Below are 26,757 nucleotides of genomic sequence, written 5' to 3'. Positions count from 1 at the left end.
CTTCCTGTTGTCTCAAAATGTTAATGGAGCCGGGGGATTAATGGTAAATGTTGCTGATCGTGCTAATCTTACGCCACTGAAAACCTGCTTACGCCCGACAGTGAGGAACCTTTGACCACTTTACGCCGCCGCCCGGAAGCATCCATTCCCAGGCTCCGTTTCCTCCCGGAAACTATCCATATCGGCCGTCAGTTGCGCACTTACTGTGATGCCCGTTTCAAAACCATTGGGCTGACGCTCGCCCGCGGGCAGGTACTGTTGCACTTAGAGGCGGCTCAGGGTCGCCTGCCTCAGGGAGAACTGACTGCCCTGCTGGAAGTCGAGCACCCTACCGCCATACGCCTGTTTGACAGCCTTGCCGAGCTGGGTTTGCTGGAACGCTGCCCCGGAGATTCTGACCGTCGTTCGAAAGACATTAAGCTGACAGATGCCGGAATTGAACTGGCGAATCAGGTTCGCAGCATGACCGATGACATTTTGATCCGCGTAATGGAAGGCATTCCGGATAAAGATATCGATGTCGCCCGCGACGTTCTCGCCAGCATCACCGCTAATATCGCCGCGCTTTAGTGGCGTTTTCCCCTTCCCGTTTGTCCCCCTTTTCTCTGCATTAATCACTTGCGTTACTGATTTGTTATTCGTTATTTGCGTTTGTAAATATCACCAATATGAATAATTGGACTAGACACATCTGAAACGCCTTATTACATTATGTAGCAAGCTACAAACTAGTTGGGTAACGACTTACAAGGCATAACGATGACGACGCGTTCTGATTCAGATGTCCGGCAGGACGCCGGTGAATTAACAACACGGGATGCATCACCAGAAAAAGAACTCTCCGCACCACCGCCTGAAGGATTACCGAGACCGCAGCCAGCCTCGGTGCCTCCGTCACAGCATCACCCTTTTGCCGTCCGCGTCAGCACCTGGCTCTGGCACTATCCGCGCGGGCGGATTGCAGTTTATGCGCTGGCCTCGCTGATTATTGGCCTGACGCAGGGGCTGGGGATTAACCTGGTCAGCTCTAATCTGACGGGTATTCAGGGCTCGCTGGGGATTTCCAATGTGGAAAGTTACTGGCTGGTGGCAGCCTATACCGCGACCAGTGTCACCGGCACGATCCTGCTTTATAAAATCCGTACCCAGTTTGGCTTCCGGCGTTTCGGGGAATATGGGCTGCTGTTTTTTGCCGTGGCGTCTCTGGCACAAACCTTTACCCATGATTTTCAAACCGCGCTGGCCGTCCGCGCCGTCATGGGTTTTGCGATGGCCTCTCTCGGCCCGCTGGCGTTGTTTTATATGTTCGAGATTTTCCCGCCCGCTAAAAAACTGACCGCCGGGCTGTGTTTCGGGCTGGCGGGCAGCCAGATTGCCCTGCCGGTTTCACGCATTATTTCGCCGCATCTTCTCGATCTCGGTCACTGGCACCAGCTGACGATGCTGGAATCCGGTCTTTCCCTGATTTGTCTGGCAATTATCTGGATCCTGCCGCTGACACATCCGCCCCGCGTGAAGGTATTCGAACGCATCGACTGGATCAGCTATCCGCTGATCGCCACCGCTGTCGCCTGTATGTCCGTGGTGCTGACAATGGGCCGTTATTACTGGTGGCAGGAAAAAGACTGGATCGGCGAAGTGCTGGTGGTCGGGATTATTGCGCTGACACTGTCTTTTATGGTCGAGCTCAAACGTAAGAATCCGATTATCGATTTGCGCTGGCTGATGACGCCGGAAATGCTGCTGTTCACCGGTTCGATGCTGTTTATCCGTATGCTGCTTTCCGAGCAAACCACCGGCATGGTTGGCTTTCTGAATCTGGTTGGTCTGGTGAATGACCAGCTGGTTACGCTGTTTTGCGTGATTCTGGCCGCCACCGTTGCCGGGCTGGTGGTCGTCAGCATTATTCATAAAGCGAACCGCATCGTTTACATCCATCTGTTTTCCATTGCCCTGATTGCCGTGGCCTCGCTGATGGACGCCAGTTCCACTGCAGACACCCGCCCTGAACAGTTTTACCTGACACAGGGCATGATTGCGTTTGCCGGTGCCATCTTTCTGCCGACGTCCTTATGGCTGGGTTTTATCCGCGCGTTGCAGTTCGGGCAAAGCCAGATCATCAGTTTCGTTCTGGTGTTTCTGTCAACGCAAAACGTCGGCGCACAGGTCGGCGGCGCTTTCCTGGGCACCATTCAGATATTGCGCGAGAAGTATCATTCCGCCGTTCTGGTTGAACATATCAGTTTGCAGAATCCGCTGGTGGTCGAACGAATTTCCCAGTACAGCCACCTGCTGAAACCGGTTCTGACGGACGGCACGCAACTGAGCGCCGAAGGTCTGGCGCAGCTGAGCACGAAGATCACCCAGCAGGCGGGACTGCTGGCCTACAACGATGTTTTTAGAGTGGTTTTTTATATGTCGCTGGGCTGTATTGCCGTGCTCGGCGCGCACATTATTGCCGGAAGGATCCAGACAAAAAAACGCGCAGCCTCCGAAGCGGTTGCCTGAATAAACAGATCCTGTTGACGAACTGAAACGAGGTATACGGACAAAGTGATGAAAAATATCTTTCGTTATCCATCCATTATTGTAGTGCTTTGCTTAGGCATTATTGGCGTGATGATTGTGTTGTACAGCTGGCAGCTGTTTCCATTTAACTCCAGGGTGGAATCGACCGATAACGCGTATATCCGCGGAAACGTCACCCTGCTCAGCCCGCAGGTTTCGGGTTACATCACCGGGGTGAAAGTGCAGGATTTTATGCCGGTGAAAAAAGGCGATGTGTTGTTTGTGATTGACGACAGCACTTACCGGCAGGAGCTGTTACAGGCCGAAGCCGCGGCGGCGCAGGCGCAGGTGACGCTGCAAAACTTCGAGCAGAATCGTGCGTCCGGTGCTGCCAGCCTGCAACTTGCAGAAGCGGAATTGCAAAGCGCGCAGGCAACACAAAGCAAGGCGTCACTCGATACCCATCGCAACGGGCCATTGCTGCAAAAAGGATTGGTGTCAAAAACCACCGGAGATGAACTTCAGGCGGCGTTGCTGACGGCGGAGGCCAACGTGGCAAAAGCGCGCGCATCCGTGAATATCGCACGCCAGAGTCTCGCTCTGGTGGAGGCCAACAAAGCGTCGCTGGCTGCGGCATTAAAAGCCGCGCAGGCGAAAGTTGAAGTGGCACAAATCAATTTACAGCACACGCAGATTATCGCGCCGTCCGACGGGCAGCTCGGCGAAATCAGCGCCCGTATGGGGCAATACGTCAGTACCGGAACGCAACTCACGTCGGTCACGCCAAAACAGGTCTGGGTGACGGCCAATTTTAAAGAGCGGCAGCTGGCGGGAATAACTGTCGGGACGCCTGCGTCTTTCACGGTGGATGCGCTGAACGATCATCCGTTTAAGGGCCACGTGGTGCGGATTTCTCCGGCCGCCGGTTCGGAATTCAGTGTCCTGAAAGCCGATAATGCGACCGGGAATTTCACCAAGATTTCTCAGCGTATCGCCGTACGCATTGAGCTGGAACCGGATCAGGCGCAGAGCGACCAGCTGCGACCGGGAATGTCCACGGTCGTCAGCGTTGATACCTCAAAGGCACCCAAAATCTGAATCAGCTGACAATATCAGCGTAATAGCGCTGCGCAACGTCAGGATGAGAGCGCAGCCGCCCTTTCAGATAGTTGAATCCCACGTCGCGGAACAGCGGATTCAGCGGATCGCTGGCATCGCCACGGGCTTCTTTTGCCAGCTCCGGCGGCAGCGGAAAGAGCGGCACAACGGCGTCCAGCTGCGCGCCGAGGAAAAAGGCCAGCGACAGCCGTTCGCCTTCAGCAGGCGGAGACACCACGCGGTGAACCGTCGCACGCAAGTAACCGTTGGTGGCCAGCTCCAGCAGTTCGCCGATATTCACCACCAGCGTATCCGCCACCGGCAGCGCATCGACCCATTCATTTTCTTCAACTTCAACCTGCAAACCGCGCTGTTCATCCTGCAATAAAAAGCTCAGAAAACCCGAGTCTTTATGCGCGCCGACGCCCTGATTTCCCGCGCCAGCCGCCCGCCCCGGATAACGGATCAGCTTGATGTGCTCATTGGGTTTTTCGCCATACAAAGGATCAAAGGCGTCTTCCGGCAGTTTCAGCGCCAGCGCAAAAGCGCGCAATAAACGCAGCGACATCGCCGTCATTTCCCTCTGCCAGCGCAACAGCAGCGGGCGCAACTCAGGCAGCGCTTCCGGCCACTGATTCGGCCCCTGCAATCTCGCCCACGCAGGCGTTTCTCCGCTGACCGGTAATTTTGGCCGTTCGGCACCCAGGTCAAACTGTTCGCGCCAGTCCGGCTGACCGCGGGTAATCTCTGACGCAGCTCGGTTATAGCCGCGAAAATGCGGAGAATTGATCATGGCGACAGCCAGCTTATCCTCTTCCGGCAAGGCGAAGAATTCCCGCGCCACGCGCTGCACGTCGTGAAGCAACGTGGCATCCACGCCGTGGTTTTTCAGATAGAAGAACCCGATTTCGCGGGCGGCGTAACGCAGTTGCGACAAAAACGCTTCACGCTCTTCTGGCGTACCGGAAAACTGGCTGAAATCGACCAAAGGGATAGTTGCTGACGTCTGGCTCATTGCTTACTCCGCCGTGATTATGGGGTGATAATCGTCAACGCTATCACAGCGCCGGAGCGGCCGACCAATAGCCAGATAATCTGGTTTATGCTTCGGGGTTATGAAAAAACTACGCGGGATATTAACCGGTTATAACACGCCCGTCCGTGGGCTGCGCCGGTCAGCGGGAACCGAGATAACGGTAAACCACCGCCAGATCCTGGTCGCCATACCCGCCATCCACGGCGGCCTGCCAGGTTTCACTGATGCGTTTCATCACAGGCAACTCGAGCTTACTGCCTGCATCAATCGCCAGATTGATATCTTTCAGCGCCCAGGTCAGCTGCATCTGCGGGGTATAATCGCCGCTTTTGAACATCGCCATTTTGCCTTTAATGTACGGCGCCGCCAGAGGGCCGCCGTCGAGCACGTCCCACAGGTCATCCGGCGTAAAGCCCAGTTCTTCGGCCAGCTGGGTGCTTTCGGCGATGCCTTCCATCATGGCAATCAGCCACGCGTTAACCACCAGTTTCATTTTAGACGCACGACCGGCTTCACCCAGCCATTTAGTGGCTTTCGAAATGGCGGCAAAAACCGGTTCAACGGCCGCACCCGCCTCACGGTCACCGCTGGCCAGCACCACAATTTGCGCCTGTTCAGCGGGCGCTTTGGTACCAGAAACCGGCGCATCAAAGAACACCACGTCCGGGCGCTGTTCTTTAATCAGCGCAATCAGTGATTCAGTGGCATCGACGCCCAGCGTTCCCATTTGCGCGATAATTCCGCCCTGCTTCAGCCCGGCTAAAAGCCCGTTATCGCCCTGATAAACTTCCAGAGAGGTTTTGCCGTCCGACAACATGGTAATCACCACATCGGCACCTTCTGCGGTTTCACGCGGTGTCAGGCCGCGTTGCGCGCCCGCCTTCACCAGATCGTCACCACGCGATGCTGTCCGGTTCCACACGCGGGTGGTGAAACCTTTTTTAATCAGATTGGTGGCAAATGCATGTCCCATCGCCCCCAAACCGAGCACCGCGACTACAGGTTGCTGACTCATGTCTTACTCCTTGTGCAAACGTTAAATGTATTCAAAAGGCTATCATCGCAGACCCTGCGGCGGAACCGGCTTCTGTAACCAGATGCAACAGAAGGGCTTATAATACTTAACCTCTTCCAGCGAAGTGGCGTAACATACGCGCTTTCGTGCCAGGGCTGTCCCATAATGCCCCGGCAACTCTGATTTGACTGAGAATTTTCAGGAGTCGCAGCACTATGAGTAAAGTTGTTTTAATCGGGATCATTTCCGTCATTTTCGCCCTGATGGTGCTGATGTTGGGCTCGGTCTATGTGTATCCGTGGTGGATGCAGCGCACGACTGAAGGCGCATGCAGCACCATCACCAAAGATAACGCCATCGACACTGTGACCCGCGATTACATGCAAAACCGCATTCCCAACTGGGGCAACGATAAAGACAATATGGGTACCTCCGTGCCGGTGTTGAATTTCATCAGCGATGACGTCAAAGAAGACAAAGGCACTTACCACATTCCTTTCAGCGCCAAAGGGCCTAACGGCACGCTGGGTTATGTGGCGCACTTCAACTGCTCAAACCATTACGTGAAATATTCCACCGTCGAATAATGCCGGTTTTCCTCCCCCGCCGCGGTGGATTTCTGATAACAGCATTTGCCCCATAAACAAAAACCGGCACACGATTGTGCCGGTTTTTTATTGTCTGTTGCGAACGGATGATGTGGAGGAATTACTTCGCCGGTGGCAACTGACTCCAGTAGGTGCCGCTGAACTGAACCGGCAGGAACTGCGTATACAGTTCTTTCATGGTTTCCTGCGGATCAACATCTTTAAACAGCTGCGGATACAGCGCTTTGGCGAACACTTCGACGTCGACCATGTGATACGGGCTGAGATAGAAATTATGCCAGACGCTGTACGCCCGCCCTTCGCGCACCGCTTTCAGCGTGGAAAGCACCGGCTGTTTATCCATAATCTGCCGGAAACTTTGCTCCGCATCCTGTTGCGTGACCTGTGGCCCCAGCATCAGGTTGGACACTCTTTTCCCTTCCGGGCCCGCCATGCCCGTGGTGATATACACATCCGGGTTGGCCATAATCACTTTCTCTGCGTTCAGATCTCCGTATACGCTGCCAAAAGCACCTTTGGCGATGTTATCCCCGCCGGCAAATGCCAGCAGATCGGCAAGATTTCCGTGAGAAACCGTGGTGCAGCACCCTTCACGGCGCCCCAGATGCAATTGCAGCATCACCGTCTGTCTTTTGCCCTGATACGCCGCAATGCGTTCACGAACGCGATCCATATGCTGCTGATAAAAAGCGATAAAGCGCGCCGCTTTCTGCGGATGATTCAGCACGTCGCCCAGCAATTTTACGCTGGGGATCGTGTTATGCAGTTGATCCACGCGCAGATCGACGTAGATCACCGGGATCCCCGCACTGGTCAGCGTGATTTCCATCTGGTCGCGGTCGGTTTGTTTCTTCGCATACACCGGCAAAATCACCAGATCGGGTTTCAGCGCAATCACCTTCTCCGCGTTCAGCTGCGTATAGTTGTTTTGCCCGAGCAGCGGGATGGTGGCGATTTCCGGAAACGCTTTCACGTACATCGCCCAGCTTTGGGCATCGAGCTGCGCCATGTCGCCCGGCCAGCCAATCACGTGCTTCGCAGGGTTTCCGTCCTGCACCAGCGCCAGCGTATACAACATACGGCTTTCGCCCACCACGATCCGCTGCGGATTATCCGGCACGGTGACCGTCCGGTTAGAAATATCGGTCACGCTTCTGGCCTGCGCCAGGCCGGATAATAACAGGCAGGAAACCAGCAGAGACTGTGTGAACTTACGCATAACACCTCAAAACCCGTCACAAAGGCTGAGATGATAATGATTATCGTTATTTGTCGCAATGTGATGATTGCCCACTACTACAGGGTTGGGTAACGCGCGCACGCCAGTTTGCAGCGACGCCTGCCCGTAATTCGACTACACTGGTAGCCACTTTCCTCACAGGACGCAGTAATGATGAAAAGACTGACACAACAAGATATGACGGAAAGCGAACAACGCGAGCTGAAAACGTTGCTCGACAAAGCCCGCAAAGCTCAGGGCCGTGAGTTGACTAATTCGGAAAACAACCGGATTAAAGATGACTACATCGACAAGCTGATGGAAGAGAAAGAGAAAGTGGCCGCGCGTGCGCGTGCCGAGAAACGCCGCAATAAAGCGGTTCCAAGCACCTCAGCGACCTATGACTGGACTGCCCGCACCCATCCGCGCGGCCGCCGTTAAGAACAAACTGACCCTCTTCGTGTATTACGCAGAGGGTCAGCTCAGAACATCGCGTTAACCTTTTTTACTTCAGCAACTTAAAGCCGTGACTCCCGTCTTTTTCCAGCTGCGCCACCAGACCGTATTCCCAGTCCAGATAATCCTGCATCGCCTGCGCGCTCACCGCCGTGCCTTCATACGGACGCTGATAGCGATCTTGCGCATTCTCCAGATATACCGACTCGCCGCGCTCCAGTGATTCTCCGGCGTTAATCCAGCCGACCGTGCCCTTTTCCAGCAAATACGTCTCTTTACCGGTCAGCGCCGCGACTTCCGTGACAGCGTAACGCGCCAGCAAACCGCTGGTGCAGGTCACGACCCAGCGCGTTTTCTCCGGCTGTGCGGCGATGACCTGCGGAATATTGCCCCGCGTCGTCCAGATTGCGCCGGGAATGCGGCGATTGCGGAAATTCGCGCTGGTGGTGAGATCAATTACGCCCGTGCTGCCTTCTGCCAGCCAGTGTTGCAGCTGTTCCGGCGTGACGGATTCCACGGCAGGCGCAGGCGCGACCTGTGCTTTCCAGTCGCCCTGTTCTGCGAAATCTTCTTCTTTGAATTCCGCGACGTACACTTCCCAGTTCATCTGTGCCAGCCAGGAAGCCGCCATCCGGGCACGCACGCCGTCGCTGTCGGCCAGAACGACGCGCGCGCCGCGCACCGTCGCATAATGATCGGTTTCCTGAATCAGCTGGCCGCCCGGAACATGCCGCGCACCGGTGAGATGCCCGGCACGGTATTCATCCGCCGTGCGGACATCAAACAGATACAACGTCCGTTGCGGATCCTGCTGCCATTCGTGGATTTGTGACAATGTCACCGAGCGCACACCCGCACGAATTGCCAGCGCCTGCGCGCCTTTCAGGGCAATGCGACGGGAATCTTCGCTCAGCGCCGGATAATGGGCATGTTCCTGATGCGCCAGCGTTTGCCCCGCCAGCGTCCAGCCAATGGTACCGTTACGCAATGCCGCAATCGGCTGCGTGAATCCGGCATTGATCAGCGATTGCGTACCGATAATGCTGCGGGTACGACCGGCGCAGTTGACGATGATTTGCGTTTTTTTATCAGGCACCACGTCGCGTAAACGCAGCGCCAGTTCTCCGCCCGGCACGCTCATGCCACCCGGAATACTCATCGCCTGAAACTCATCGAACCGGCGCACATCCAGCACCGCCACATTCGCGCCCTTTGCCTGTAACGCCTGAACTTCATTAGCCGTCAGCGACGGCGTTTTATAATGATGTTCAACCCATTCACCAAACGCCTTACCCGGCGCATTCACATCAATAAAAATCTCGCCGCCCGCTTCTTTCCAGCCAGCCAGATCCCCCGCCAGCAGCGCGATATCCCTGTAACCCAGCGATTTCAGCAACGCCGCCGCGCGCGTGGTTTTGCGTTCGCCGCGGCGTTCGTCATAAAACTCACCGTTATCATAGAGCGTGATGGCGGTCTGCCGGTTAGGAATGCGGTCCTGCACTTCCAGTTCCAGTTTGGACAACGCCAGATTGGCGGCAAACAGCGGATGCCCGGTGGCAAACGCCCCTTCTTCACGCAGATCAACCAGAGCCACTTCCTGCCCTTCACGCAGGGCCTGATGCAGTTGTGAAAAATGACGCAGAGGTAACGGATGAGATTCAGACATGAGTGTTCTCTTTTGACAGATCCCAGATATTGGGAATGTGCGAATTGGAATAACCGGAGATGAAGGTTTTTTCGGTGCCGTCCGGCAGATAAACCGCCCGCGACACCGCGCCGATATTGCCGCCGTAGACGTGAATACTGACTGAAACCCGGTCGTCATACAGGTTGCTGACCTGATGGATATCGAGTAAATCCGGCGAGATTTTTTCCACATCGCCTGGCTGTAGCGTCACGGCAGCGCCTTCCGGATGCAAACTGCCGTCGCTGTGACGGACATAATTCTGGCTGGTTTCCCCGCCGCGCAGCATGCCAATCAGCCCCCAGACGCGGTGATCGTGTACCGGCGTTTTCTGCCCTGGTCCCCAGACAAAACTGACAACGGAAAAACGTGAAAGCGGATCGGTATACAACAGGTATTGCTGATAATGCTCAGCGTGCGGTTGCGCAGTGTCCTCCGGCAGCCAGTTATCCGTGCTGACGAGCTTTTCCAGCAACGTACTGCCCTGCGCCAGTAATTCGGTCTGTCCGTGAGGCTCCTGCACCAGCCGGGTAAAATCCGCCAGAAACTGCCGCAGCGGTGCCACCTGTAAAGCCGCCATACCTTCACCTCTTTCTTCTATAAGCGATTCTGATTTCCTTCAGGCTAGCACCGGTCAAACTCAAGCAAAATTCATTTTATGGATAAGCTAATATGCAATTCACACATAAAAATGTGCGATGGGATCCAGCCTCACCGGTGGAATTGTTTTATCCTGTGGAGACGCATAACGTTTACTTTCCGATATTGGGTCCCGATGAAAATTGAAGATTTGACCGCTTTTGTGGCGGTTATCCGGTTGCAGTCAACGCGACTTGCGGCTGATGAGCTGGGGCTGACACAGCCGGCAATTACCCGCCGGGTGCAGAATTTCGAAGAGTCGCTGGGTATTCCGCTGTTAAACCGCCAGACCAAACCCCTGAAACCGACGCTGATGGGCAACCGCGTTTATCAGCAGTGCCGTCATATTCTGCGCGAAGTGGATGCGCTCAGTGATCTGGTCGCCGCCGACAGCCCGCCTTCCGGCCTGTTACGTCTGGCAGTGCCACAAAGCCTGAGCGAAGGCAGCCTGCTTCCCGCGCTGAAGAGCCTCTCCGCGCAGTTTCCGGAGATTCAGCCGCGTCTCTCCAGCGGCTGGGGAGAAGAATTGTTGTTACGCATTCAGCGTCAGGAACTGGAGGCCGCCGTGGTGCTGTTTCCGGCCAGTAAGCAATTCCCCGAGGGCGTGGAAAACCAGCCACTCGGCGCGGTTGACCTGGTGGTTGTCGGCCCGAAAGCCACCGGCACCCTGCCGCAGCGGCTGGAAGATTGTTATCAGCGCGGCTGGATCCTCAATCCCGAAGGCTGCGGTTTTCGCGCCGCCCTGCAACGCGCCCTGACCGAACAGGGTTTGCCGCTGCTCATCAATCTCGAAGCCTTTGGCACCACGCTCCAGTTATCGCTGATCGCCGAAGGCCGCGGGCTCGGCCTGATGCCTAAACCATTGGTAGAACGCCATACGCTGCGCGATGAGCTTGAGATTTACGCCCTGAAAGATTTCGCCCCGCGAAGCCAGTTATGGCTGGTGTATCCGAATGTCCCGGCGAGTCAGGTTCCGGCGATTGACGCGTTTGCAGCGGCAGTAGCCGAGGGGCTGGATCTTGGGGTTGCCGCCCAAACGGGCTAAAACCTTGGGGTGGCTGTCAAACTGGCCTTAATTTCAAAATCAAAACCTTGGGCTCGCCGCCCAAACCGGTCTTAAGCCAAAATCAAGACCTTGGGTTGCCACCCAAACCGGCTTCAAGGGGCGCCTATCGCCGCACCCCTTGAAAATCCCGGGCTCTTAAACTGCGCGCTGCCGCTCGCTGGCTATGTTTCAGCTACTTCATTTATTGCCGCAAAATCCCGCCGCTGCGCGGTTCCCTTCGTTCGGGTTACAAACCTCGCAAAAACACGCTCGATTTTCCACCACTCCTACGGCGTGATTTTTGAAAGCGGCCAGAAGCTTTCAAAAACAGAAGTTTGCACTGCATTTCTTAGTTCGGAAATAGTTAGGTTTCGAATTAGAAAGTCTCTGGCCGCTTTCAAAACGGCGTCGAATGAGTGATGAGAAACAGCGAGAGTCTTTTTTCGAGCTGGTTCGAATCCGAAATGAGAGGACCGCGCAGCGGCGACGTTTGCGGCAATAACTGCCGTACCTGAAACATACTTTACAAGCGATAGCGCGCAGTTAAAAAGCGCGGGTGTCCAGAGGGCGCGCGCGTTAACGCGCCCTTTGGGCCAGTTTGGGCGGCGAGCCCAAGGTTTTGCCTGTTTGGGTGGCAACCCAAGGTTTTGATTTTGACCCTGAGGTAGTTTGCCCCAAGGTCTTGCCCCATGCCCACAGCTAAACCCCGGCCCCATACAATGCACATTTTTTATATTAGCTTATCCATATAATTAATTTTTAACATAGTACCATCCCGTTTATGGTGATAACTCCTGCCAGCGCAGCCACAATCCCGCTGGCCTCTGACCCGAGGAGTGACAGCCTGTGAGCGTGAAATTTATTGGTATGATCGGCCATCGTCTGGCATCTGAAATCATCCCGCCGACCGGACCGATTTTTGATAAGCAATACATCGCGGATTTCGCCCGTGCCCATGAAAATGCCGGTTTTGACCGCATTCTGGTGGCATACGCTTCTGACCAGCCCGACGCATTTCTGGTGACCGCCCATGCCGGTGCCAGCACTTCCCGTATTCATTTCCTGCTGGCGCATCGTCCCGGTTTTGTCGCGCCGACGCTGGCGGCCCGTAAACTGGCGACGCTCGATCATCTGCTCGATGGCCGTCTGGCGGTACACATCATCAGCGGCGGCAGCGATGCTGAGCAAAAGCGTGACGGCGATTTCGAGCCGAAAGATTCCCGCTACCGCCGCACCGACGAATATATCGATGTGCTGAAACAGAGCTGGTATTCGGAAAAAGGCTACGACCACCAGGGCGAGTTTTATCAGGCGGAAAACGCCTTCTCCGCCATCAAACCTTTCCAGAAACACTTACCGGTCTTTTTCGGCGGATCCTCTGACGACGCCATCCGCGTAGCCGGTAAACAGGCTGACGTTTTTGCGCTGTGGGGCGAACCGCTGGACAGCGCCAGGGAAACCGTTGAGGCGGTGAAAGCCTCTGCGGCCAGACATCAGCGTGAGATTGATTTCAGCATTTCTTTCCGCCCGATTCTGGGCAATACCGAAGAAGAAGCCTGGGCAAAGGCGGATGAAATTCTGGCGAAGGCCACCGCGCAGCAGGCGGAAAAAGGGACGGCGCTGGCACCGAAACCGCAAAGCGTTGGCGCACAGCGGTTGCTGAATGCCGTGGCGCAGGGCGATCGTCTGGATTCCTGCCTGTGGACCGGTATAGCCGGGCTGATAGGCGGCGGGTCAAACTCGACCGCGCTGGTCGGTACGCCCGAACAGGTGTCTGACGCCCTGCTGAAATATTACGATCTGGGCATTACCACTTTCCTGATCCGTGGCTTTGACCCGCTTAACGACGCCGTTGAGTATGGCAAAAGCCTGATTCCCCTGACTCGTGCGAAAATCGCCGCACGTCAGGCTGTCCGTCCGACCACCCAGCCCACGCTGGTTTAAGGGATCCCGATGCGAGTTTCTGTCAATACATTACATACTCTGAAAAATCTGCTGTTAATGATGTCTTTGGTCGGCGGCGTATCGTCTGCCTTTGCCGAACAGGTCACCCTGCGCGTTGCCGACCAGAAAGGAAATATGCGGGCACAGCTGGAAGCGGCGAATAAACTGGATAATCTGCCCTACAAAATTGAATGGTCAGAATTCCCCGCCGCCGCCCCGCTGGCGGAAGCCCTGAATGCCCAGGCTGTGGATGTCGGCATTATTGGCGATGCGCCGCTGCTGTTTGCCGAAGCGGCGGGCGCGCAGGTGAAAGCCATCGCCGTCGACAAATCTGACGCTTACGGCACCGCGTTACTGGTGAAAGCTGACAGCCCGATTAAATCGGCGGCGGATTTGAAAGGTAAAAGCATCGCCACCAACCGCGGTTCTATCGGACATTTCGTGGCGCTGAAAGCGCTGGCCTCCGCCGGGCTGAGCGCTAAAGATGTCACGTTCCGTTTTCTCCCGCCGAGCGATGCCAAACTGGCGCTGACACAGAGTTCCGTAGATGTGTGGGCGACGTGGGAACCCTACACCGCGTTTGCTGAAACGCAGGATCATCTGCGTGTGCTGGTGAACGGGCGCGGTTTGTGGTCGGGGAACAGCTTCCTTGCAGCGACTGACACGGCGCTTAAAGATCAGGGTAAACGTCAGGCGATTGCGGATTACCTGCAACGGCTGAGCGACGCGCAGATCTGGGCGTATAAAAATCTGGATGCCTACAGCGAAAAGCTGGCGAAGATTATTGGCTTCCCGCTGGACGCGGCAAAGCTGTCTTTTGAACGCCGTAAATCCTACTGGCAACCCATCGACGCTGCTACGCAAACGCAGCAACAGCAGACTGCCGATTTCTATCATGCGCAGGGACTGTTGCCGGTCGCGCTGAATGTCACCGGCACCTTTGACCATTCTTTCCTGCTGAAATAGCGTCACGCGGTTTCTGCCGCACCTTCATAAACACCGGCTTAGTGCCGGTGTTTGCATTTTTGCCTGCTCTCTTTGTGCGCTATAACACACTGATAAGCCGTGTTTTCCCTGTGTTTCGTAAACTGTGAACTGCCGCCCTGTACGCAAATTTCAGACGTGGTTAATAGAAGACGTCGCCCGTCATCAGGCTCAGCTAACAGGATGCAGCATGGAAAATTACGCGAACAAAAGTGGTGATTCACAGGTTGTCAGCTTTCAGATTGATGCCAACTCGATCAAAGTCCGCTTCAAAAATAATCACGTTTATCTCTACGATATCCGCCATCCCGGCCCGGAACATCTCGAAAAAATGAAAGAACTCGCCCGCGCCGGTTGGGGGCTCAATACCTACATCGAAAGCGAAGTGAAAACGGATTTCTCGTCGAAAGTTTTCTGACATCAGGACTGCGTTTCCGGGCGGTTGTGAGCCAGCCGCCCGTCAGATCTTCCTGAAACAAGAAAGGCGCCACACGGGCGCCTTTTTGCATGATGAGAATGCGTCTTAGATTTTCAGTTTTACGTAGTCAATCGCACGGCTGATAATCCCGCCCTGTGCCACGTCTTCCAGCGCCACCAGCGGCACGGTTTTGATGACTTTACCGTTATCCACGATATTAATGCTGCCCAGTTCCTGGCCTTTTTTCAGCGGCGCATCAATCTGCGGATTGGTCAGCACGTACTGCGCTTTCAGTTTATCGGCGTCAGACTGCGGAACGCTGATGAACACATCGCTCAGGGAACCGACTTTGACCTGAGGATTCGCACCGAACCAGACGTGCTCGCTGGAAACGGTCTGATTCGCCTTGAAAATCTGCTTGCTGGTGTATTCGCGGAAGCCCCAGGTCAGCAATTTACGTGCCTGTTCTTCACGCCCTTTTGCACTTTTCCCGCCCATGACGACAGCAATCAGACGACGATCGCCCTGCGTGGCGGACGCGATAATGTTGAAACCGGCGCTTTCGGTGTGACCGGTTTTCAGGCCATCGACTTGCAGGTTTTTATCCCACAACAGACCGTTGCGGTTCTGCTGGGTGATGTTGTCGTATGTCAGCGATTTCTCAGCATACATACGGTATTCCTCTGGCTCGCCGCCGATAATGGCGCGGGAGAGTTTTGCCAGATCGTATGAGGTGGTGAACTGCCCCGGCGCATCCAGACCGTGTACGGTTTCGAAATGCGTGTTGGTCAGGCCCATGCTGACCACGTACTGGTTCATCATGCCGACGAAAGAATCCTGGCTTCCGGCCACGTAATCCGCCATCGCCACGCACGCGTCGTTGCCGGAAGTAATGATAATGCCGCGGATAAGGTCGCGTACGGAAACGCGGTCGCCCGGTTTGAGGAACATCAGGGAAGAACCTTCGAGGCTCTTGTTACCGGCCACCCAGGCTTCCTGAGGAACGGTCACCACATCGTCCATGGTGATTTTTTTGTGGTCCAGCGCGCGGTCGATAACATAACCAGTCATCAGTTTCGTCAGGCTTGCCGGGTTGCGGCGGTCGTCCGGGTTCCCGGCGGCCAGCACATCACCGCTGGCGTAATCCATCAGCACGAAGGACGCGGCATCAATGCTCGGCGGAACTACCGGAAAATCCAGTGGAGCGACAGCTTTAACGCTGCCTGCGGAGAACATCAACACACAAGATAGGACACTAATTACACTACGTTTCACTGAATCATCCTTAAACGCGCCTTACCGGCAGGCGCAAAATGCGACCCTGCCAGCAGATAAAAAAATACGGAATATTATTTGCCGCATAGGGTGCCCTAAATCGTCGCTCAGAAAAACCCTTAGTCTTTTGCTAACCATTTCATAGTGAAACGGTTCTGTTACATCTTGACCTTAATTTGACCAAAAACCTCACACGGTGCCGTCATCACCCTTTCTTATCGCAACCCGCTGTTTTAACTCAGTCTGAAAATCATAACGCGCGTCGCATTCTGCCGGTAAAATCCGTTATTCGTGCAGATTTTTGGGCAATAGACAGATCTAATCACACCATCATGGCATTCGATTAGACGCCGCTGCATCTCCCTCCTAAACTTGTGACATAAAATTAACAATCGGATTAACAATTCACCGTTCTGATTGTTTACAGACCAGACAAAAACCACCTGCGAAGCATAACTATGAAATTTAAAACTGAGATCAAACCCTACCACGGCGCGGCCGGTGGCTGGGGTGCACTGGAATCCACCACCCGTTTCGTCTTCGACAGTAAAAAAGTCCTCTCCAATCTGCGTAACCTGATGCGTGTTAACAAAGGTCGCGGTTTTGACTGCCCGGGTTGTGCCTGGGGTGATGATAACCACAGTACATTCAGTTTCTGTGAAAACGGCGCGAAAGCCGTCAGCTGGGAAGCCACCCGCAAAGCGGTTGAGCCGGAATTTTTCGCCCGGCACAGCGTGACCAAACTGCGTGCGCAGAGCGATTACTTCCTCGAATATCAGGGTCGCCTGACCCACCCGATGCGCTATAACCGCACCACCGACCATTACGAACCGATCAGCTGGGACGCCGCATTTTCGCTGATCGCCAGCCATCTCAAAGGCCTTGAAAGCCCGGATCAGGCAGATTTCTACACCTCCGGCCGCGCCAGTAACGAAGCCTCTTACCTTTATCAGGTCTTTGGGCGGATGTTCGGCACCAACAATTTCCCTGACTGCTCGAATATGTGTCACGAAGCCAGCGGCGTGGGCCTCAAGCAAAGTATCGGCGTCGGTAAAGGCACCATCCGTCTGGATGATTTCGAAAAAGCGGATGCGATTTTCGTCTTCGGCCAGAACCCAGGTACCAACCATCCGCGCATGCTGCACAGCCTGCGTCATGCGTCAGACCGCGGCGCGAAAGTCGTCAGCTTCAATACCCTGCGTGAACGGGGACTGGAACGTTTTGCCGATCCGCAAAAACCGCTGGAAGTGGTGACACCGAAAGCCGGTCGTATCAGTTCTGCTTATTACCAGCCGAATCTCGGCGGAGACATGGCTGCCGTGCGCGGGATCGTGAAAGCATTATTGCAGACGCACCGCGAGCGCATTGCGTCCGGCCAGCCTTCCCTGTTTGATGAAGAATTTATTGCGGCAAACTGCGCCGGTGTGGACGAGTATCTGGCTATCGTCGATGACACCAGCTGGGACAAAATCACTGAACAGTCCGGCCTGAGCGAGCAGGACCTGCGCGAAGCCGCGGCGATCTATATGAATGCCGAACGCGTGATTTGTACCTGGGCGATGGGCGTGACGCAGCATAAACACTCCGTGCCGACCGTGCGTGAAATCACCAACCTGCAACTGCTGTTCGGTCAGCTGGGTAAACCGGGTGCCGGTTTGTGTCCGGTGCGTGGTCACAGTAATGTGCAGGGCAACCGCACAATGGGTATCGACGAAAAAGCGCCGAAAGCCCTGCTTGATGCGATGGAAAGCCACTTCAAATTTACCCCACCGCGCGTTCCCGGCCACAATACCGTGGAAGCGCTGGAAGCCATGCTGCGTCATGAAGCCAAAGTCCTGATTTGCCTCGGCGGTAATCTGGCCGCCGCAGCGCCGGACACGCCGCGCACCGAACAGGCGCTGAGCAATCTGGATTTATCCGTGCAAATCAGCACCAAGCTGAACCGCACGCACCTGACGCCGGGCGCTGAAGCGCTGATCCTGCCAACGCTTGGGCGTACCGAGCTGGATATGCAGGCGACCGGTTCGCAGTTCATCACCGTGGAAGATTCTTTCAGCATGGTGCACGCGTCAGAAGGCGTGGGGATCCCGTTGTCGAAAGAGCAGCGTTCAGAAACCGCGATTGTCTGCGGTATCGCCAACGCCGTGCTGGGCGACAAATATCTGGACTGGATGGCGCTGGCCGACGATTACAACCTGATCCGTGACCATATCGAAGCGACAATCCCAGGATTCAAGGATTTCAACGCGCGCTGTGATATCAAGGGCGGTTTCTATCTGGGGAATGCGGCAGCCGAGCTGAACTTCAATACCCTGAGCAGCAAAGCTAATTTCAGCGCCGCGCCGTTGCCGGATGTGCTGATCCCGATGGGCGACCAGAATGCGCCGTTTACGCTGCAAACTTTGCGCTCTCACGACCAGTACAACACCACAATTTACGGCCTTGATGACCGCTATCGCGGCGTATACGGCCAGCGCGAAGTGCTGTTCATTCACCCGCAGGATCTGGCCGATCTGGGCCTGAAAGACGGCGAACTGGTAGAAATCGAAACCCTGTGGAACGACGGTATCGAGCGCAAGGTGACCGGGTTTAAACTGGTCAGCTACGACATTCCACGCGGCAATCTGGCCGCCTATTACCCGGAAACCAACCCGCTGGTGCCGATGTCCAGTTTTGGTGACCAGACGCACACGCCAACTTCCAAAGCCGTTCCGGTGACCATCCGTCGCTGCGAGCAAAAAGTCGACCTGCAACGTATCGCATAACCCGTTCTGCGGGATGCGCCGTAAATCTCCCCTTTTGCTTCAGGGTTATGAGGCAAAAGGGGCAGATGCCGCTTGCCCGCAGGGGCTGAATCGCGTAAAACTGTCTGCCGCTAATCGAGCCACATTAACCCTAATTCTCTGGACGATATGTTTCAAGATAACCCGCTGCTCGCGCAGCTAAAACAGCAACTTCACTCTCAGACTCCACGTGTCGAAGGCATCGTAAAAGGGACTGAGAAAGGCTTTGGCTTTCTTGAAGTAGACGGTCAAAAAAGCTATTTCATTCCGCCTCCGTACATGAAAAAAGTCATGCACGGTGACCGCGTAATCGCCTCGCTGCAAACCGAAAAAGAGCGTGAAGTCGTCCAGCCGGAAACACTGGTTGAACCTTTCCTCAGCCGTTTTGTGGGCCGCGTGACGAAAAAAGACGACCGTCTTTCTATCATCCCCGACCATCCTTTATTACGTGATGCGATCCAGTGTCGCGTTGCGCGCAACATCAATCACGAAGTCAGTGACGGCGACTGGTGCGTGGCCGAAATGCGCCGCCACCCGCTGAAAGAAGGCGATCACAGCTTCCAGGCTGAAATCACCGAATGGATCACCACCGGCACCGACGATCTCGCGCCGTGGTGGGTCACGCTGGCCCGTCATAATCTTGAACGTGAAGCGCCAAAATCTGACATCGCTGAACTGCGCGAGGAAGGCCTGACCCGCGAAGACCTGACTGCCCTGCCATTTGTCACCATCGACAGCGGCAGCACGCAGGACATGGATGACGCGCTGTATGTGAAAGACAACGGCGACGGCACCCTGCTGATGACTATCGCGATTGCTGACCCGACGGCGTACGTCACCGAAGGCAGCGAACTCGATAACATCGCCAAAAAACGCGCATTCACCAACTACCTGCCGGGCTTTAACATCCCGATGCTGCCGCGTGAATTGTCCGATGACGTGTGTTCCCTGTGGCCGGACGTCAGCCGCCCTGTTCTCGCCTGCTCCGTCACGCTGGGCTCCGATGGCGCGCTGGGCAGCGACATTCGTTTCTTCGCCGCCACTATCGAATCTAAAGCAAAACTGGCCTACGACGATGTGTCCGACTGGCTGGAAGCAGATGAGAAAAGCGCATGGCAACCGGCCAGCGATGTGATTGCTGATCAAATCCGTCTGCTGAAACGCGTTTGCGATGTACGCAGTGCATGGCGCACCGAACACGCGCTGGTGTTTAAAGATCGTCCTGATTACCGCTTTGTGCTGGGTGAAAAAGGCAACGTGCTGGAAATCATCGCCGAGCACCGCCGTATCGCGAACCGCATCGTTGAAGAATCCATGATCGCCGCTAACGTCTGTGCAGCCATTGCACTGCGCGACAGCCTCGGTTTCGGCGTTTACAACGTGCATACCGGTTTCGACCCGTTGCTGGTTGAAAACGCGGTTACCGTGCTTGCGGCCAATGACGTTGAAGCTAACGCCCAGGAACTGCTGACCTTGCCAGGTTTCTGCGCGCTGCGCCGGAAACTGGATGCCCTGCCAACACAGTTCCTTGACAGCCGTATCCGTCGTTTCCAGACCTTTGCAGAAATCAGCACCACACCGGGGCCGCACTTCGGTCTGGGTCTGGAAGCTTACGCGACCTGGACATCACCTATCCGGAAATACGGCGATATGGTGAACCACCGTCTGCTGAAAGCGATGATCCTGCAACAGTCTGCTGAGAAACCTCAGGACGACATGACCGTTCAGCTGGCCGAACGCCGCCGGGCGAACCGCATGGCCGAACGCGACGTCGGTGACTGGCTGTACGCCCGTTATCTGGAAGACAAAGTCGGCACGGATGTGAAATTCAGCGCTGAAATTATCGACGTGACCCGCGGTGGTTTGCGCGTCCGCCTGCAAGATATCGGCGCCGTTGCCTTCATCCCTGCTCCGTTCCTGCACAGCGTGCGCGACGAGCTGGTATGCAGTGCAGACACCGGCACCGTGCTGATTAAAGGCGAAGTCGCCTATCGTCAGAGTGACATCATTGATGTCAATATCGCCGAAGTGCGGATGGAAAATCGCAATGTGATTGCCAAGCCTGCAGCTTAGCGAACGCCTGGTCGTTTGATGTGCATCAGAGCCGGTTCTCAGGAATCGGCTTTTTTTATGCGCTTTGGGCGAGCGCGGGCGCCTTTGGAAGAGCTGGTTTGCGATCGGGATCGAGAAAATTTCGGTTTTTCAATAACAGTGTTCACTTAACTCGCAGCGCCGAAACCGACAAAGAGGGAGGAAAGCACCTCCCTCTTTGATCTCCCACGCTTGTTTACAACACGCGCTACCGCTGGGACGACGGACATGTTCTGTTCCTCCTGCGTGTGGCGCGAAATCTTGCCGCTGCGCGGTACCTTCCCCGAGGGCTTCGAGCCTTTCGGTCTCGAACCCTCGGTCAGCAAAATTTCTGAGCGCGCCATCTCACCGTTCAAAAGAATCGATTTTCATGCTTTTTCGTTTTTCAGAATAATAAATGGCACAGTAAGGTTGTGAACTAAAAAACCCCTGGCCGCTTTCAAAAATCACGCTGAAAGGAGAGGTGGAAAACCGCGTATCTTTTCGCGCGGTTTGTAATCCGACTGAAAGGAACCGCGCAGCGGCGGGATTTTGCGGCAATAAATGGGGTTACTGAAACATAGCCAGCGAGCGATAGCGCGCAGTTAAAAAAACGCAGGATTCCAAAGGGTTTCGTTTAAAACCCTTTGGGCCAGTTTGGGCGGCGAGCCCAAGGTCTTAAAGTTGAAAGTTGAATTATCAGGCGCCCGTATGACGCCTCATACCATCAAATCTGATAGTCAATGACCGGCTCATCCCCTACCGCAAACACCTTCTCCTTGATCTCATTCACCGATAACCCCGGATTACACAATTCGATAAACCGCCAGACGTAGTTTCTCTGCAACTGCGCTTTTTTAAGCCCCAGCCAGACAGTATTGCCTTCGAACAAATGCTCTGCGTTAATCAGCTGAAGGCCGGTATCGCGCGCGGCTTCAAAGGCTTTATCTGCCAGGATCCCCACGCCTAATCCCAGTTCGACGTAGGTTTTAATCACGTCAGAATCCTGCGCGCTGAGTACGATATCCGCGCTGAGCGCCGCGCGGCTGAAGGCTTCATCCAGGCGGGAACGCCCGGTGATGCCCTGACGATAAGTGATCAGCGGTTGTTCGCTGAGATGCTGCAACGTGACCGGGTGCTGCAACGTCAGCGGATGGCCCTGCGGAACTACAATCGCGTGATGCCAGCGGTAATACGGGAACGCCGCCACCGCCGGGTCGTTCATCAGTTTTTCGCTGGCGATGGCCACGTCCGCCTGCCCGCTCAGTAACATCGCCAGCACTTCCTGCGGCGAGCCCTGATGGAGTTCCAGCCGCACGCCCGGATAAATCGCGCGGAAGGCTTTGATCACTTTGGGCAGACTGTAACGCGCCTGCGTGTGCGTGGTGGCGATGGTCAGTACGCCCGCGTCTTCTTTCGAAAACACATCGGCCAGACGGCGAATATTCTGCGCTTCGTTGAGAATGCGCTCGGCGACGGCCAGCAGCTCTTTGCCCGGTTCTGTCAGCCCCAGCAGACGCTTGCCGCGACGGATGAAAATCTCAACGCCCAGTTCATCTTCCAGCTCGCGAATATGACGGCTGACGCCTGACTGCGAAGTGAACAACATGTTCGAGACTTCGGTCAGGTTGTAATTGCATCGCGCGGATTCACGTATAATTTTGAGTTGTTGAAAATTCACCGCTGTCTGCCTCTGTTCTGCCTGAAAACCCTATTGTTACGATCTGTCGCTATGCCAGACAAATAAGAAAAAGCGGTTACTTATGCTTTTTACGACTATAGCCTGCTCACCGGATTTTCAACGCCCATAAAAAAACGCCGGCAGGCGGCGTTTTCTCTCATTATCGTGTGAATAAACCGGCGGATTATTCAGGCACCGGCGTCACGACCGGCTGACCTGAAAAAAAGGCATCCAGATTTGACTGCACCAGCGTCATCATATTTTCGACAGATTCCGGCGACCGCCCGGCCACATGCGGCGTCAGCACCAGATTATCCAGCGTCAGCATTTCTGCCGGCACTTTCGGTTCTCCGTCAACCACATCCAGCGCGGCTCCGGCGATTTCACGGCGTTGCAGACTGGCGATCAGCGCGTCACTGTCCACCACGCTGCCCCGCGAAATGTTAATCAGATAACCGTTTTCCCCCAGTGCTTTCAAAACCTCCGCATCCACCAGCCGGGTGGTATTGGCACCGCCAGGCGTGGCGACAACCAGATAATCCGCCCAGGCGGCCAGTTCTGTGACGCCTGGGAAATACTGATACGGGCTGTTTTCCTGCGCACGGCGGTTGTGATATCCCACGTCCATATCAAAGCCACCGGCGGCGCGGCGGGCAATCAGCGCACCGATGTTGCCCAGACCAATAATCCCCAGTCGTTTACCGGCCATTCCGTCCACATTCCAGCGCGTTTTTTTCCATTCTCCGGCGCGCACGGCAGCATCGAACTGCGGGATCCGCCGGGTGATTGCCAGCATCAGCGCCAGCGTGTGATCTGCAACAGAAGAACTGTTGGTGCCCGGCCCGTGTGTGACCAGAATGCCGCGCTGTTTTGCCGCCGCCACATCGATATGTTCAAAGCCGACGCCCTGCGCACAGATGATTTCCAGCGCGGGCAATGCCGCGATTTCCGCCGCGCTCACACCAATGGTGCCGATGGTTAAAATGGCGCGGAGGGTTCGTGCAATGTCCGGGTCAATATTGGCGCGCTGTTCCGGCGTGGTGGCGAAATGCAGGCAATATCCGGCAGCTTCAAACCGTTCAGGGTAACCCGCATCAAGTTCGATGTGGCTCAGCAAAGCGATGGTCATAAAGGAAATCCTCGGGGATGAATTCTTATAATCACTAGCAGGCTAGCTTTTCATTTTCACTATTGACGAAGCCTCTCAGCTTGTACAGCTTTTCGCGGTTTTCAGGTCAATTTTGCCAGTCCGGTCTACACTCCTTGATATTGCCTGTGCATGCGCAGACAGGCCTCTTTCGGTATTTTTTTGTCAGATTTCCCTGAAACGGAGTGACGTCGAGTATGACAAAGGCCCGATCTGGTAAGACAAGTAAACCCACAGCCACGGCGGACGAAGTCCGCACCGTCCCATCTCATGCACAGGTTGATATCGCCGTTGACGGTTTGGGTGTCCGCATCATTCATCCTTACAGCGACGGCGAAATTGTCCGCAGCTTCGATTCCGGACACACCACCCGCGTGCGCGAAGGATTGCCCGTCCCGCTCGGCGCAACCTGGGACGGTCTGGGCGTAAACTTTGCGCTGTTTTCCGCCAACGCCACAAAAGTTGAGCTGTGCCTGTTTAATGAAGCCGGTGAGCAGTATGACGTGATTGAACTGCCCGAATACACCGATGAGGTCTGGCATGGCTATCTGCCGGACGCCCGCCCCGGCCTGCTTTATGCGTACCGCGTTCACGGCCCTTATGCGCCGCACGACGGCCACCGGTTTAATCCGGCCAAATTACTGCTCGATCCGTATGCCAAGCAAATTGTCGGCGAACTGAAATGGGACGACGCGCTGTTTGCTTATGACATGCAAAGCGCGAAGAAAGACCTGCACATTGATAACAGCGACAGTGCGGAATTTTTGCCAAAGTGCCGCGTTATCGATCCGGCATTTTCCTGGGCGCGCTCGCGCAAACGCCATATCCCGTGGGAAAAAACGCTGATATATGAAACGCACGTGCGCGGTTACACCATGCGTCATCCGGCGGTGCCGGAGCATTTGCGCGGCACATTTTCGGGGATGAGTACGCCGCACATCGTGGAATATCTCCGTTCGCTCGGCGTGACGTCGGTGGAGCTGATGCCAATTCATGCGTTCACCGATGACCGGCATTTGCAGGATAAAGGGCTGCATAATTTCTGGGGTTACAACACGCTGAGTTTCTTCGCGCCACACCCGCAATATATGGCGACGCACACCGTGAATGAATTCAAGCAGATGATTGCCACGCTGCACGCGGCGAATATTGAGGTCATTCTCGACGTGGTTTACAACCACACGGCGGAAGGCAATGAACTTGGCCCGACGCTCTCGTTCAAAGGCATCGATAACGCCAGCTATTACCGCCTGATGCCGGACAATAAGCGTTATTACATCAATGACACGGGAACCGGCAATACGCTCAATCTCAGCCATCCGCGTGTGCTGCAAATGGTGACGGATTCACTGCGCTACTGGGCGACCGAAATGCAGGTTGACGGTTTCCGCTTTGACCTGGCGACCATTCTCGGGCGCGAAAGCTACGGTTTCGACGAAGGCTGCGGTTTCCTCGATACCTGCCGCCAGGATCCGGTGCTCAGCCAGTGCAAGCTGATTGCAGAACCCTGGGACTGCGGCCCCGGCGGCTATCAGGTCGGTGGCTTCCCGCCGGGCTGGATGGAGTGGAATGACCGGTTCCGCGACACGGTGCGTAAATTCTGGCGCGGCGACGAAGGCCAGCTCGCGCAGTTTGCCACCCGACTTTCCGGCTCGGCAGATTTGTTTAATCACCGGGGGCGCAAACCTTATGCGTCGGTGAACTTTATTACCGCGCACGACGGTTTCACGCTTAACGACTGGGTGTCCTACGCGAACAAGCACAACGAGGCCAACGGCGAAAACGGCAAAGACGGCAGCGATAACAACATTTCGGCGAACTACGGCGTGGAAGGCCCGGCGGAGGATCCGGCGATCAATGAACTGCGGCTGCGGCAGATGCGCAATATGCTGGCGACGCTGCTGTTTTCGCAGGGCACCCCAATGCTGCTCGCCGGTGATGAATTCGCGCGATCGCAAAACGGCAACAACAATGCCTATTGTCAGGACACCGATATCGCGTGGGTAAACTGGAATATTGAGGAAAAAGGCCAGTCATTACTGCTCTTCACTTACCGGCTGATTGCCCTGCGAAAGCGTTTTCCGATCCTGCACCGTGGCCGCTTTCTGACCGGCGCGGTGCATGAAAAACTCGGCGTGAAAGACGTCAGCTGGTTCCAGCCGCAAGGGCCGGAAATGACCGATGCCGCATGGAAAGATCCGCACGCAAAATGCATCGCAATGCTGCTTGATGGGCGAGCACAGCCGACCGGCTTGCTGCGTCAGGGGTCATTAAGCACGGTGTTGCTGCTGTTTAACGCCTCGCATAAAGATGTCGTGTTCACGCTCCCGTCCGTGGCGCACGGCGAAGGCTGGCGTCATATTCTTGATACTTTCCAGCCCGATGATGTGAATGAGCATAACTTTGAGTTTGGCCGCGAATACATCTGTACGTCACGAACCGTCGTGCTGTTTGAACTGGTGAGCACCGCCAAGCACTGAACCCGCCGCGCTGCTTCAGGCATTCAAAATCTGAAGCAGCGTTTCGCGCCCTTGCGCCAGCCCTTTCTCACGCCCGATGGCCTGACGGCTCACGCCTTCCGCACGAATAATGTGGCAATCCGACACGCCCATCAGTTCCAGAATAGAGGTCAGATACGGCTCCTGGAAATCATGCAACTTGCCTTCCTCCGTACTGTAAACGCCGCCACGGGTTGAGGCGATAAACGCCGTTTTGCCGGGGATCAGCCCGATGACGCCTTGTGGCGTATAACGGAACGTTTTCCCTTTCTGACAGACCTGGTCAATCCAGGCCTTCAGGTTGCTCGGGACCGCGTGGTTATACATCGGCGCGCCAATCACCAGTACGTCGCAGGCCGTCAGCTCTTCGATGGACTGATAAATCCCGTCCAGTTCCGCCTGAAGTTGCGGTGTAATCACTTCATCCTGCGCGTTGTGCAGCAGGCTCATGGCGGCGGCAGAAAGATGAGGCGGCGGCGTGACGCCCAGATCGCGGTAGGTGACTTCTGCGCCGGGATTACGTGCGCAAAGTTCGGCGACAATCATGGCAGAAAGCTCGCGGGAGACAGAACCCGTGGTAAACGGGCTGGAATCGAGGTGTAAAATTTTCATCGGGTTATCCTGTTTCAATAAGTTTGTTTGCATGAAT

At 55.4% G+C, this 26,757-nt stretch carries 21 protein-coding genes; 12 read left to right on the top strand and 9 right to left on the bottom strand.

All coding sequences use genetic code 11. The annotated features are described in order from the left end of the window. The first annotated feature begins 111 nt into the window (after positions 1-111). The 3 genes from KWG64_RS16960 (at position 112) to KWG64_RS16950 (ending at position 3,606) form a co-directional block, all read left to right on the top strand. Positions 112-570 carry a MarR family winged helix-turn-helix transcriptional regulator gene (locus tag KWG64_RS16960; RefSeq protein ID WP_152326247.1) on the top strand — a complete coding sequence of 153 codons (459 nt, stop codon included), beginning with the start codon at positions 112-114 and terminating at the stop codon, positions 568-570. 189 nt (positions 571-759) lie between these two features. After that, positions 760-2,508, top strand: coding sequence for an MFS transporter (locus KWG64_RS16955; RefSeq protein ID WP_218522553.1), 1,749 nt, complete (start codon positions 760-762; stop codon positions 2,506-2,508). 48 nt (positions 2,509-2,556) lie between these two features. After that, positions 2,557-3,606 (top strand): HlyD family secretion protein, encoded by a 1,050-nt coding sequence (locus tag KWG64_RS16950; RefSeq protein ID WP_218522552.1) that lies wholly within the window; start codon positions 2,557-2,559, stop codon positions 3,604-3,606. A 1-nt stretch (position 3,607) separates the two neighbouring features. On the opposite strand, the gene KWG64_RS16945 is transcribed toward KWG64_RS16950, so the two are convergent. Together KWG64_RS16945 and KWG64_RS16940 are read right to left on the bottom strand one after the other, a co-directional pair. Then, positions 3,608-4,621: an isopenicillin N synthase family oxygenase gene (locus tag KWG64_RS16945; RefSeq protein WP_195823346.1), complete on the bottom strand. Its 1,014-nt coding sequence runs from the start codon at positions 4,619-4,621 to the stop codon at positions 3,608-3,610. A gap of 160 nt (positions 4,622-4,781) precedes the next feature. Continuing rightward, a complete protein-coding gene (locus KWG64_RS16940) occupies positions 4,782-5,657 on the bottom strand; it encodes an NAD(P)-dependent oxidoreductase (RefSeq protein ID WP_218522551.1) in 876 nt (291 codons plus the stop codon). A gap of 215 nt (positions 5,658-5,872) precedes the next feature. Here KWG64_RS16940 and KWG64_RS16935 point away from each other — a divergent pair, with 215 nt between their 5' ends. Next, on the top strand, positions 5,873-6,244 hold the full coding sequence (locus KWG64_RS16935; RefSeq protein WP_104922019.1) for a protein YebF: 372 nt from the start codon (positions 5,873-5,875) through the stop codon (positions 6,242-6,244). 121 nt (positions 6,245-6,365) lie between these two features. Here KWG64_RS16935 and KWG64_RS16930 read toward each other — a convergent pair whose 3' ends face one another. After that, positions 6,366-7,484 (bottom strand): ABC transporter substrate-binding protein, encoded by a 1,119-nt coding sequence (locus tag KWG64_RS16930; RefSeq protein WP_218522550.1) that lies wholly within the window; start codon positions 7,482-7,484, stop codon positions 6,366-6,368. Between the two features lie 174 nt (positions 7,485-7,658). On the opposite strand from KWG64_RS16930, the gene KWG64_RS16925 reads away from it, so the two are divergent. After that, positions 7,659-7,925 carry a DUF3811 domain-containing protein gene (locus KWG64_RS16925; RefSeq protein ID WP_095922033.1) on the top strand — a complete coding sequence of 89 codons (267 nt, stop codon included), beginning with the start codon at positions 7,659-7,661 and terminating at the stop codon, positions 7,923-7,925. Between the two features lie 64 nt (positions 7,926-7,989). Here the strand turns inward: KWG64_RS16925 and KWG64_RS16920 are convergent, their stop codons facing one another. Then, complete coding sequence (locus KWG64_RS16920; RefSeq protein ID WP_218522549.1) at positions 7,990-9,606, bottom strand: rhodanese-like domain-containing protein; 1,617 nt, start codon at positions 9,604-9,606, stop codon at positions 7,990-7,992. Continuing rightward, positions 9,599-10,204 (bottom strand): cysteine dioxygenase, encoded by a 606-nt coding sequence (locus KWG64_RS16915; protein WP_218522548.1) that lies wholly within the window; start codon positions 10,202-10,204, stop codon positions 9,599-9,601. Before KWG64_RS16915 ends, KWG64_RS16920 begins: the two co-directional genes overlap by 8 nt. A gap of 195 nt (positions 10,205-10,399) precedes the next feature. On the opposite strand from KWG64_RS16915, the gene KWG64_RS16910 reads away from it, so the two are divergent. The 4 genes from KWG64_RS16910 to KWG64_RS16895 all read left to right on the top strand — a co-directional run bounded on the left by KWG64_RS16910 (position 10,400) and on the right by KWG64_RS16895 (position 14,654). Next, complete coding sequence (locus tag KWG64_RS16910; RefSeq protein ID WP_218522547.1) at positions 10,400-11,308, top strand: LysR family transcriptional regulator; 909 nt, start codon at positions 10,400-10,402, stop codon at positions 11,306-11,308. Between the two features lie 846 nt (positions 11,309-12,154). Next, complete coding sequence (locus tag KWG64_RS16905) at positions 12,155-13,252, top strand: LLM class flavin-dependent oxidoreductase (protein ID WP_218522546.1); 1,098 nt, start codon at positions 12,155-12,157, stop codon at positions 13,250-13,252. 9 nt (positions 13,253-13,261) lie between these two features. Continuing rightward, a complete protein-coding gene (locus KWG64_RS16900; protein ID WP_218522545.1) occupies positions 13,262-14,218 on the top strand; it encodes an ABC transporter substrate-binding protein in 957 nt (318 codons plus the stop codon). A 208-nt stretch (positions 14,219-14,426) separates the two neighbouring features. Beyond that, positions 14,427-14,654, top strand: coding sequence for a hypothetical protein (locus tag KWG64_RS16895; RefSeq protein WP_015697366.1), 228 nt, complete (start codon positions 14,427-14,429; stop codon positions 14,652-14,654). A 105-nt stretch (positions 14,655-14,759) separates the two neighbouring features. Here the strand turns inward: KWG64_RS16895 and KWG64_RS16890 are convergent, their stop codons facing one another. Further along, positions 14,760-15,929, bottom strand: a complete 1,170-nt coding sequence (locus tag KWG64_RS16890) for a serine hydrolase (protein ID WP_152326259.1) — start codon at positions 15,927-15,929, stop codon at positions 14,760-14,762. A 458-nt stretch (positions 15,930-16,387) separates the two neighbouring features. Here KWG64_RS16890 and KWG64_RS16885 point away from each other — a divergent pair, with 458 nt between their 5' ends. Both KWG64_RS16885 and KWG64_RS16880 read left to right on the top strand, forming a co-directional pair. Further along, positions 16,388-18,694, top strand: a complete 2,307-nt coding sequence (locus tag KWG64_RS16885) for an FdhF/YdeP family oxidoreductase (RefSeq protein WP_218522544.1) — start codon at positions 16,388-16,390, stop codon at positions 18,692-18,694. Positions 18,695-18,841: 147 nt separating this feature from the next. Then, complete coding sequence (locus KWG64_RS16880; protein WP_195823336.1) at positions 18,842-20,785, top strand: exoribonuclease II; 1,944 nt, start codon at positions 18,842-18,844, stop codon at positions 20,783-20,785. A 724-nt stretch (positions 20,786-21,509) separates the two neighbouring features. On the opposite strand, the gene cbl is transcribed toward KWG64_RS16880, so the two are convergent. Together cbl and KWG64_RS16870 are read right to left on the bottom strand one after the other, a co-directional pair. Continuing rightward, positions 21,510-22,463: an HTH-type transcriptional regulator Cbl gene (cbl, locus tag KWG64_RS16875; protein ID WP_152326262.1), complete on the bottom strand. Its 954-nt coding sequence runs from the start codon at positions 22,461-22,463 to the stop codon at positions 21,510-21,512. A gap of 184 nt (positions 22,464-22,647) precedes the next feature. Beyond that, a complete protein-coding gene (locus tag KWG64_RS16870) occupies positions 22,648-23,592 on the bottom strand; it encodes a 2-hydroxyacid dehydrogenase (RefSeq protein WP_218522543.1) in 945 nt (314 codons plus the stop codon). A 215-nt stretch (positions 23,593-23,807) separates the two neighbouring features. Between KWG64_RS16870 and glgX the strand changes: the two genes are divergently transcribed. Then, positions 23,808-26,090 (top strand): glycogen debranching protein GlgX, encoded by a 2,283-nt coding sequence (gene glgX, locus KWG64_RS16865; RefSeq protein WP_218522542.1) that lies wholly within the window; start codon positions 23,808-23,810, stop codon positions 26,088-26,090. A gap of 15 nt (positions 26,091-26,105) precedes the next feature. On the opposite strand, the gene KWG64_RS16860 is transcribed toward glgX, so the two are convergent. Beyond that, positions 26,106-26,720: an FMN-dependent NADH-azoreductase gene (locus KWG64_RS16860; RefSeq protein WP_218522541.1), complete on the bottom strand. Its 615-nt coding sequence runs from the start codon at positions 26,718-26,720 to the stop codon at positions 26,106-26,108. Positions 26,721-26,757: the final 37 nt, after the last annotated feature.

The organism is Rahnella sp. PD12R, assembly GCF_019200965.1.
Classification (GTDB): domain Bacteria; phylum Pseudomonadota; class Gammaproteobacteria; order Enterobacterales; family Enterobacteriaceae; genus Rahnella; species Rahnella laticis.
This window is presented reverse-complemented; position numbering and strand designations above follow the sequence as displayed.

Coding starts and splice junctions, on each gene's coding strand:
- KWG64_RS16955 (WP_218522553.1), top strand. CDS start 760: ATGACGACGCGTTCTGATTCAGATGTCCGGCAGGACGCCGGTGAATTA.
- KWG64_RS16950 (WP_218522552.1), top strand. CDS start 2,557: ATGAAAAATATCTTTCGTTATCCATCCATTATTGTAGTGCTTTGCTTA.
- KWG64_RS16945 (WP_195823346.1), bottom strand. CDS start 4,621: ATGAGCCAGACGTCAGCAACTATCCCTTTGGTCGATTTCAGCCAGTTT.
- KWG64_RS16940 (WP_218522551.1), bottom strand. CDS start 5,657: ATGAGTCAGCAACCTGTAGTCGCGGTGCTCGGTTTGGGGGCGATGGGA.
- KWG64_RS16935 (WP_104922019.1), top strand. CDS start 5,873: ATGAGTAAAGTTGTTTTAATCGGGATCATTTCCGTCATTTTCGCCCTG.
- KWG64_RS16930 (WP_218522550.1), bottom strand. CDS start 7,484: ATGCGTAAGTTCACACAGTCTCTGCTGGTTTCCTGCCTGTTATTATCC.
- KWG64_RS16925 (WP_095922033.1), top strand. CDS start 7,659: ATGAAAAGACTGACACAACAAGATATGACGGAAAGCGAACAACGCGAG.
- KWG64_RS16920 (WP_218522549.1), bottom strand. CDS start 9,606: ATGTCTGAATCTCATCCGTTACCTCTGCGTCATTTTTCACAACTGCAT.
- KWG64_RS16915 (WP_218522548.1), bottom strand. CDS start 10,204: ATGGCGGCTTTACAGGTGGCACCGCTGCGGCAGTTTCTGGCGGATTTT.
- KWG64_RS16910 (WP_218522547.1), top strand. CDS start 10,400: ATGAAAATTGAAGATTTGACCGCTTTTGTGGCGGTTATCCGGTTGCAG.
- KWG64_RS16900 (WP_218522545.1), top strand. CDS start 13,262: ATGCGAGTTTCTGTCAATACATTACATACTCTGAAAAATCTGCTGTTA.
- KWG64_RS16895 (WP_015697366.1), top strand. CDS start 14,427: ATGGAAAATTACGCGAACAAAAGTGGTGATTCACAGGTTGTCAGCTTT.
- KWG64_RS16885 (WP_218522544.1), top strand. CDS start 16,388: ATGAAATTTAAAACTGAGATCAAACCCTACCACGGCGCGGCCGGTGGC.
- KWG64_RS16880 (WP_195823336.1), top strand. CDS start 18,842: ATGTTTCAAGATAACCCGCTGCTCGCGCAGCTAAAACAGCAACTTCAC.
- KWG64_RS16870 (WP_218522543.1), bottom strand. CDS start 23,592: ATGACCATCGCTTTGCTGAGCCACATCGAACTTGATGCGGGTTACCCT.
- glgX (WP_218522542.1), top strand. CDS start 23,808: ATGACAAAGGCCCGATCTGGTAAGACAAGTAAACCCACAGCCACGGCG.
- KWG64_RS16860 (WP_218522541.1), bottom strand. CDS start 26,720: ATGAAAATTTTACACCTCGATTCCAGCCCGTTTACCACGGGTTCTGTC.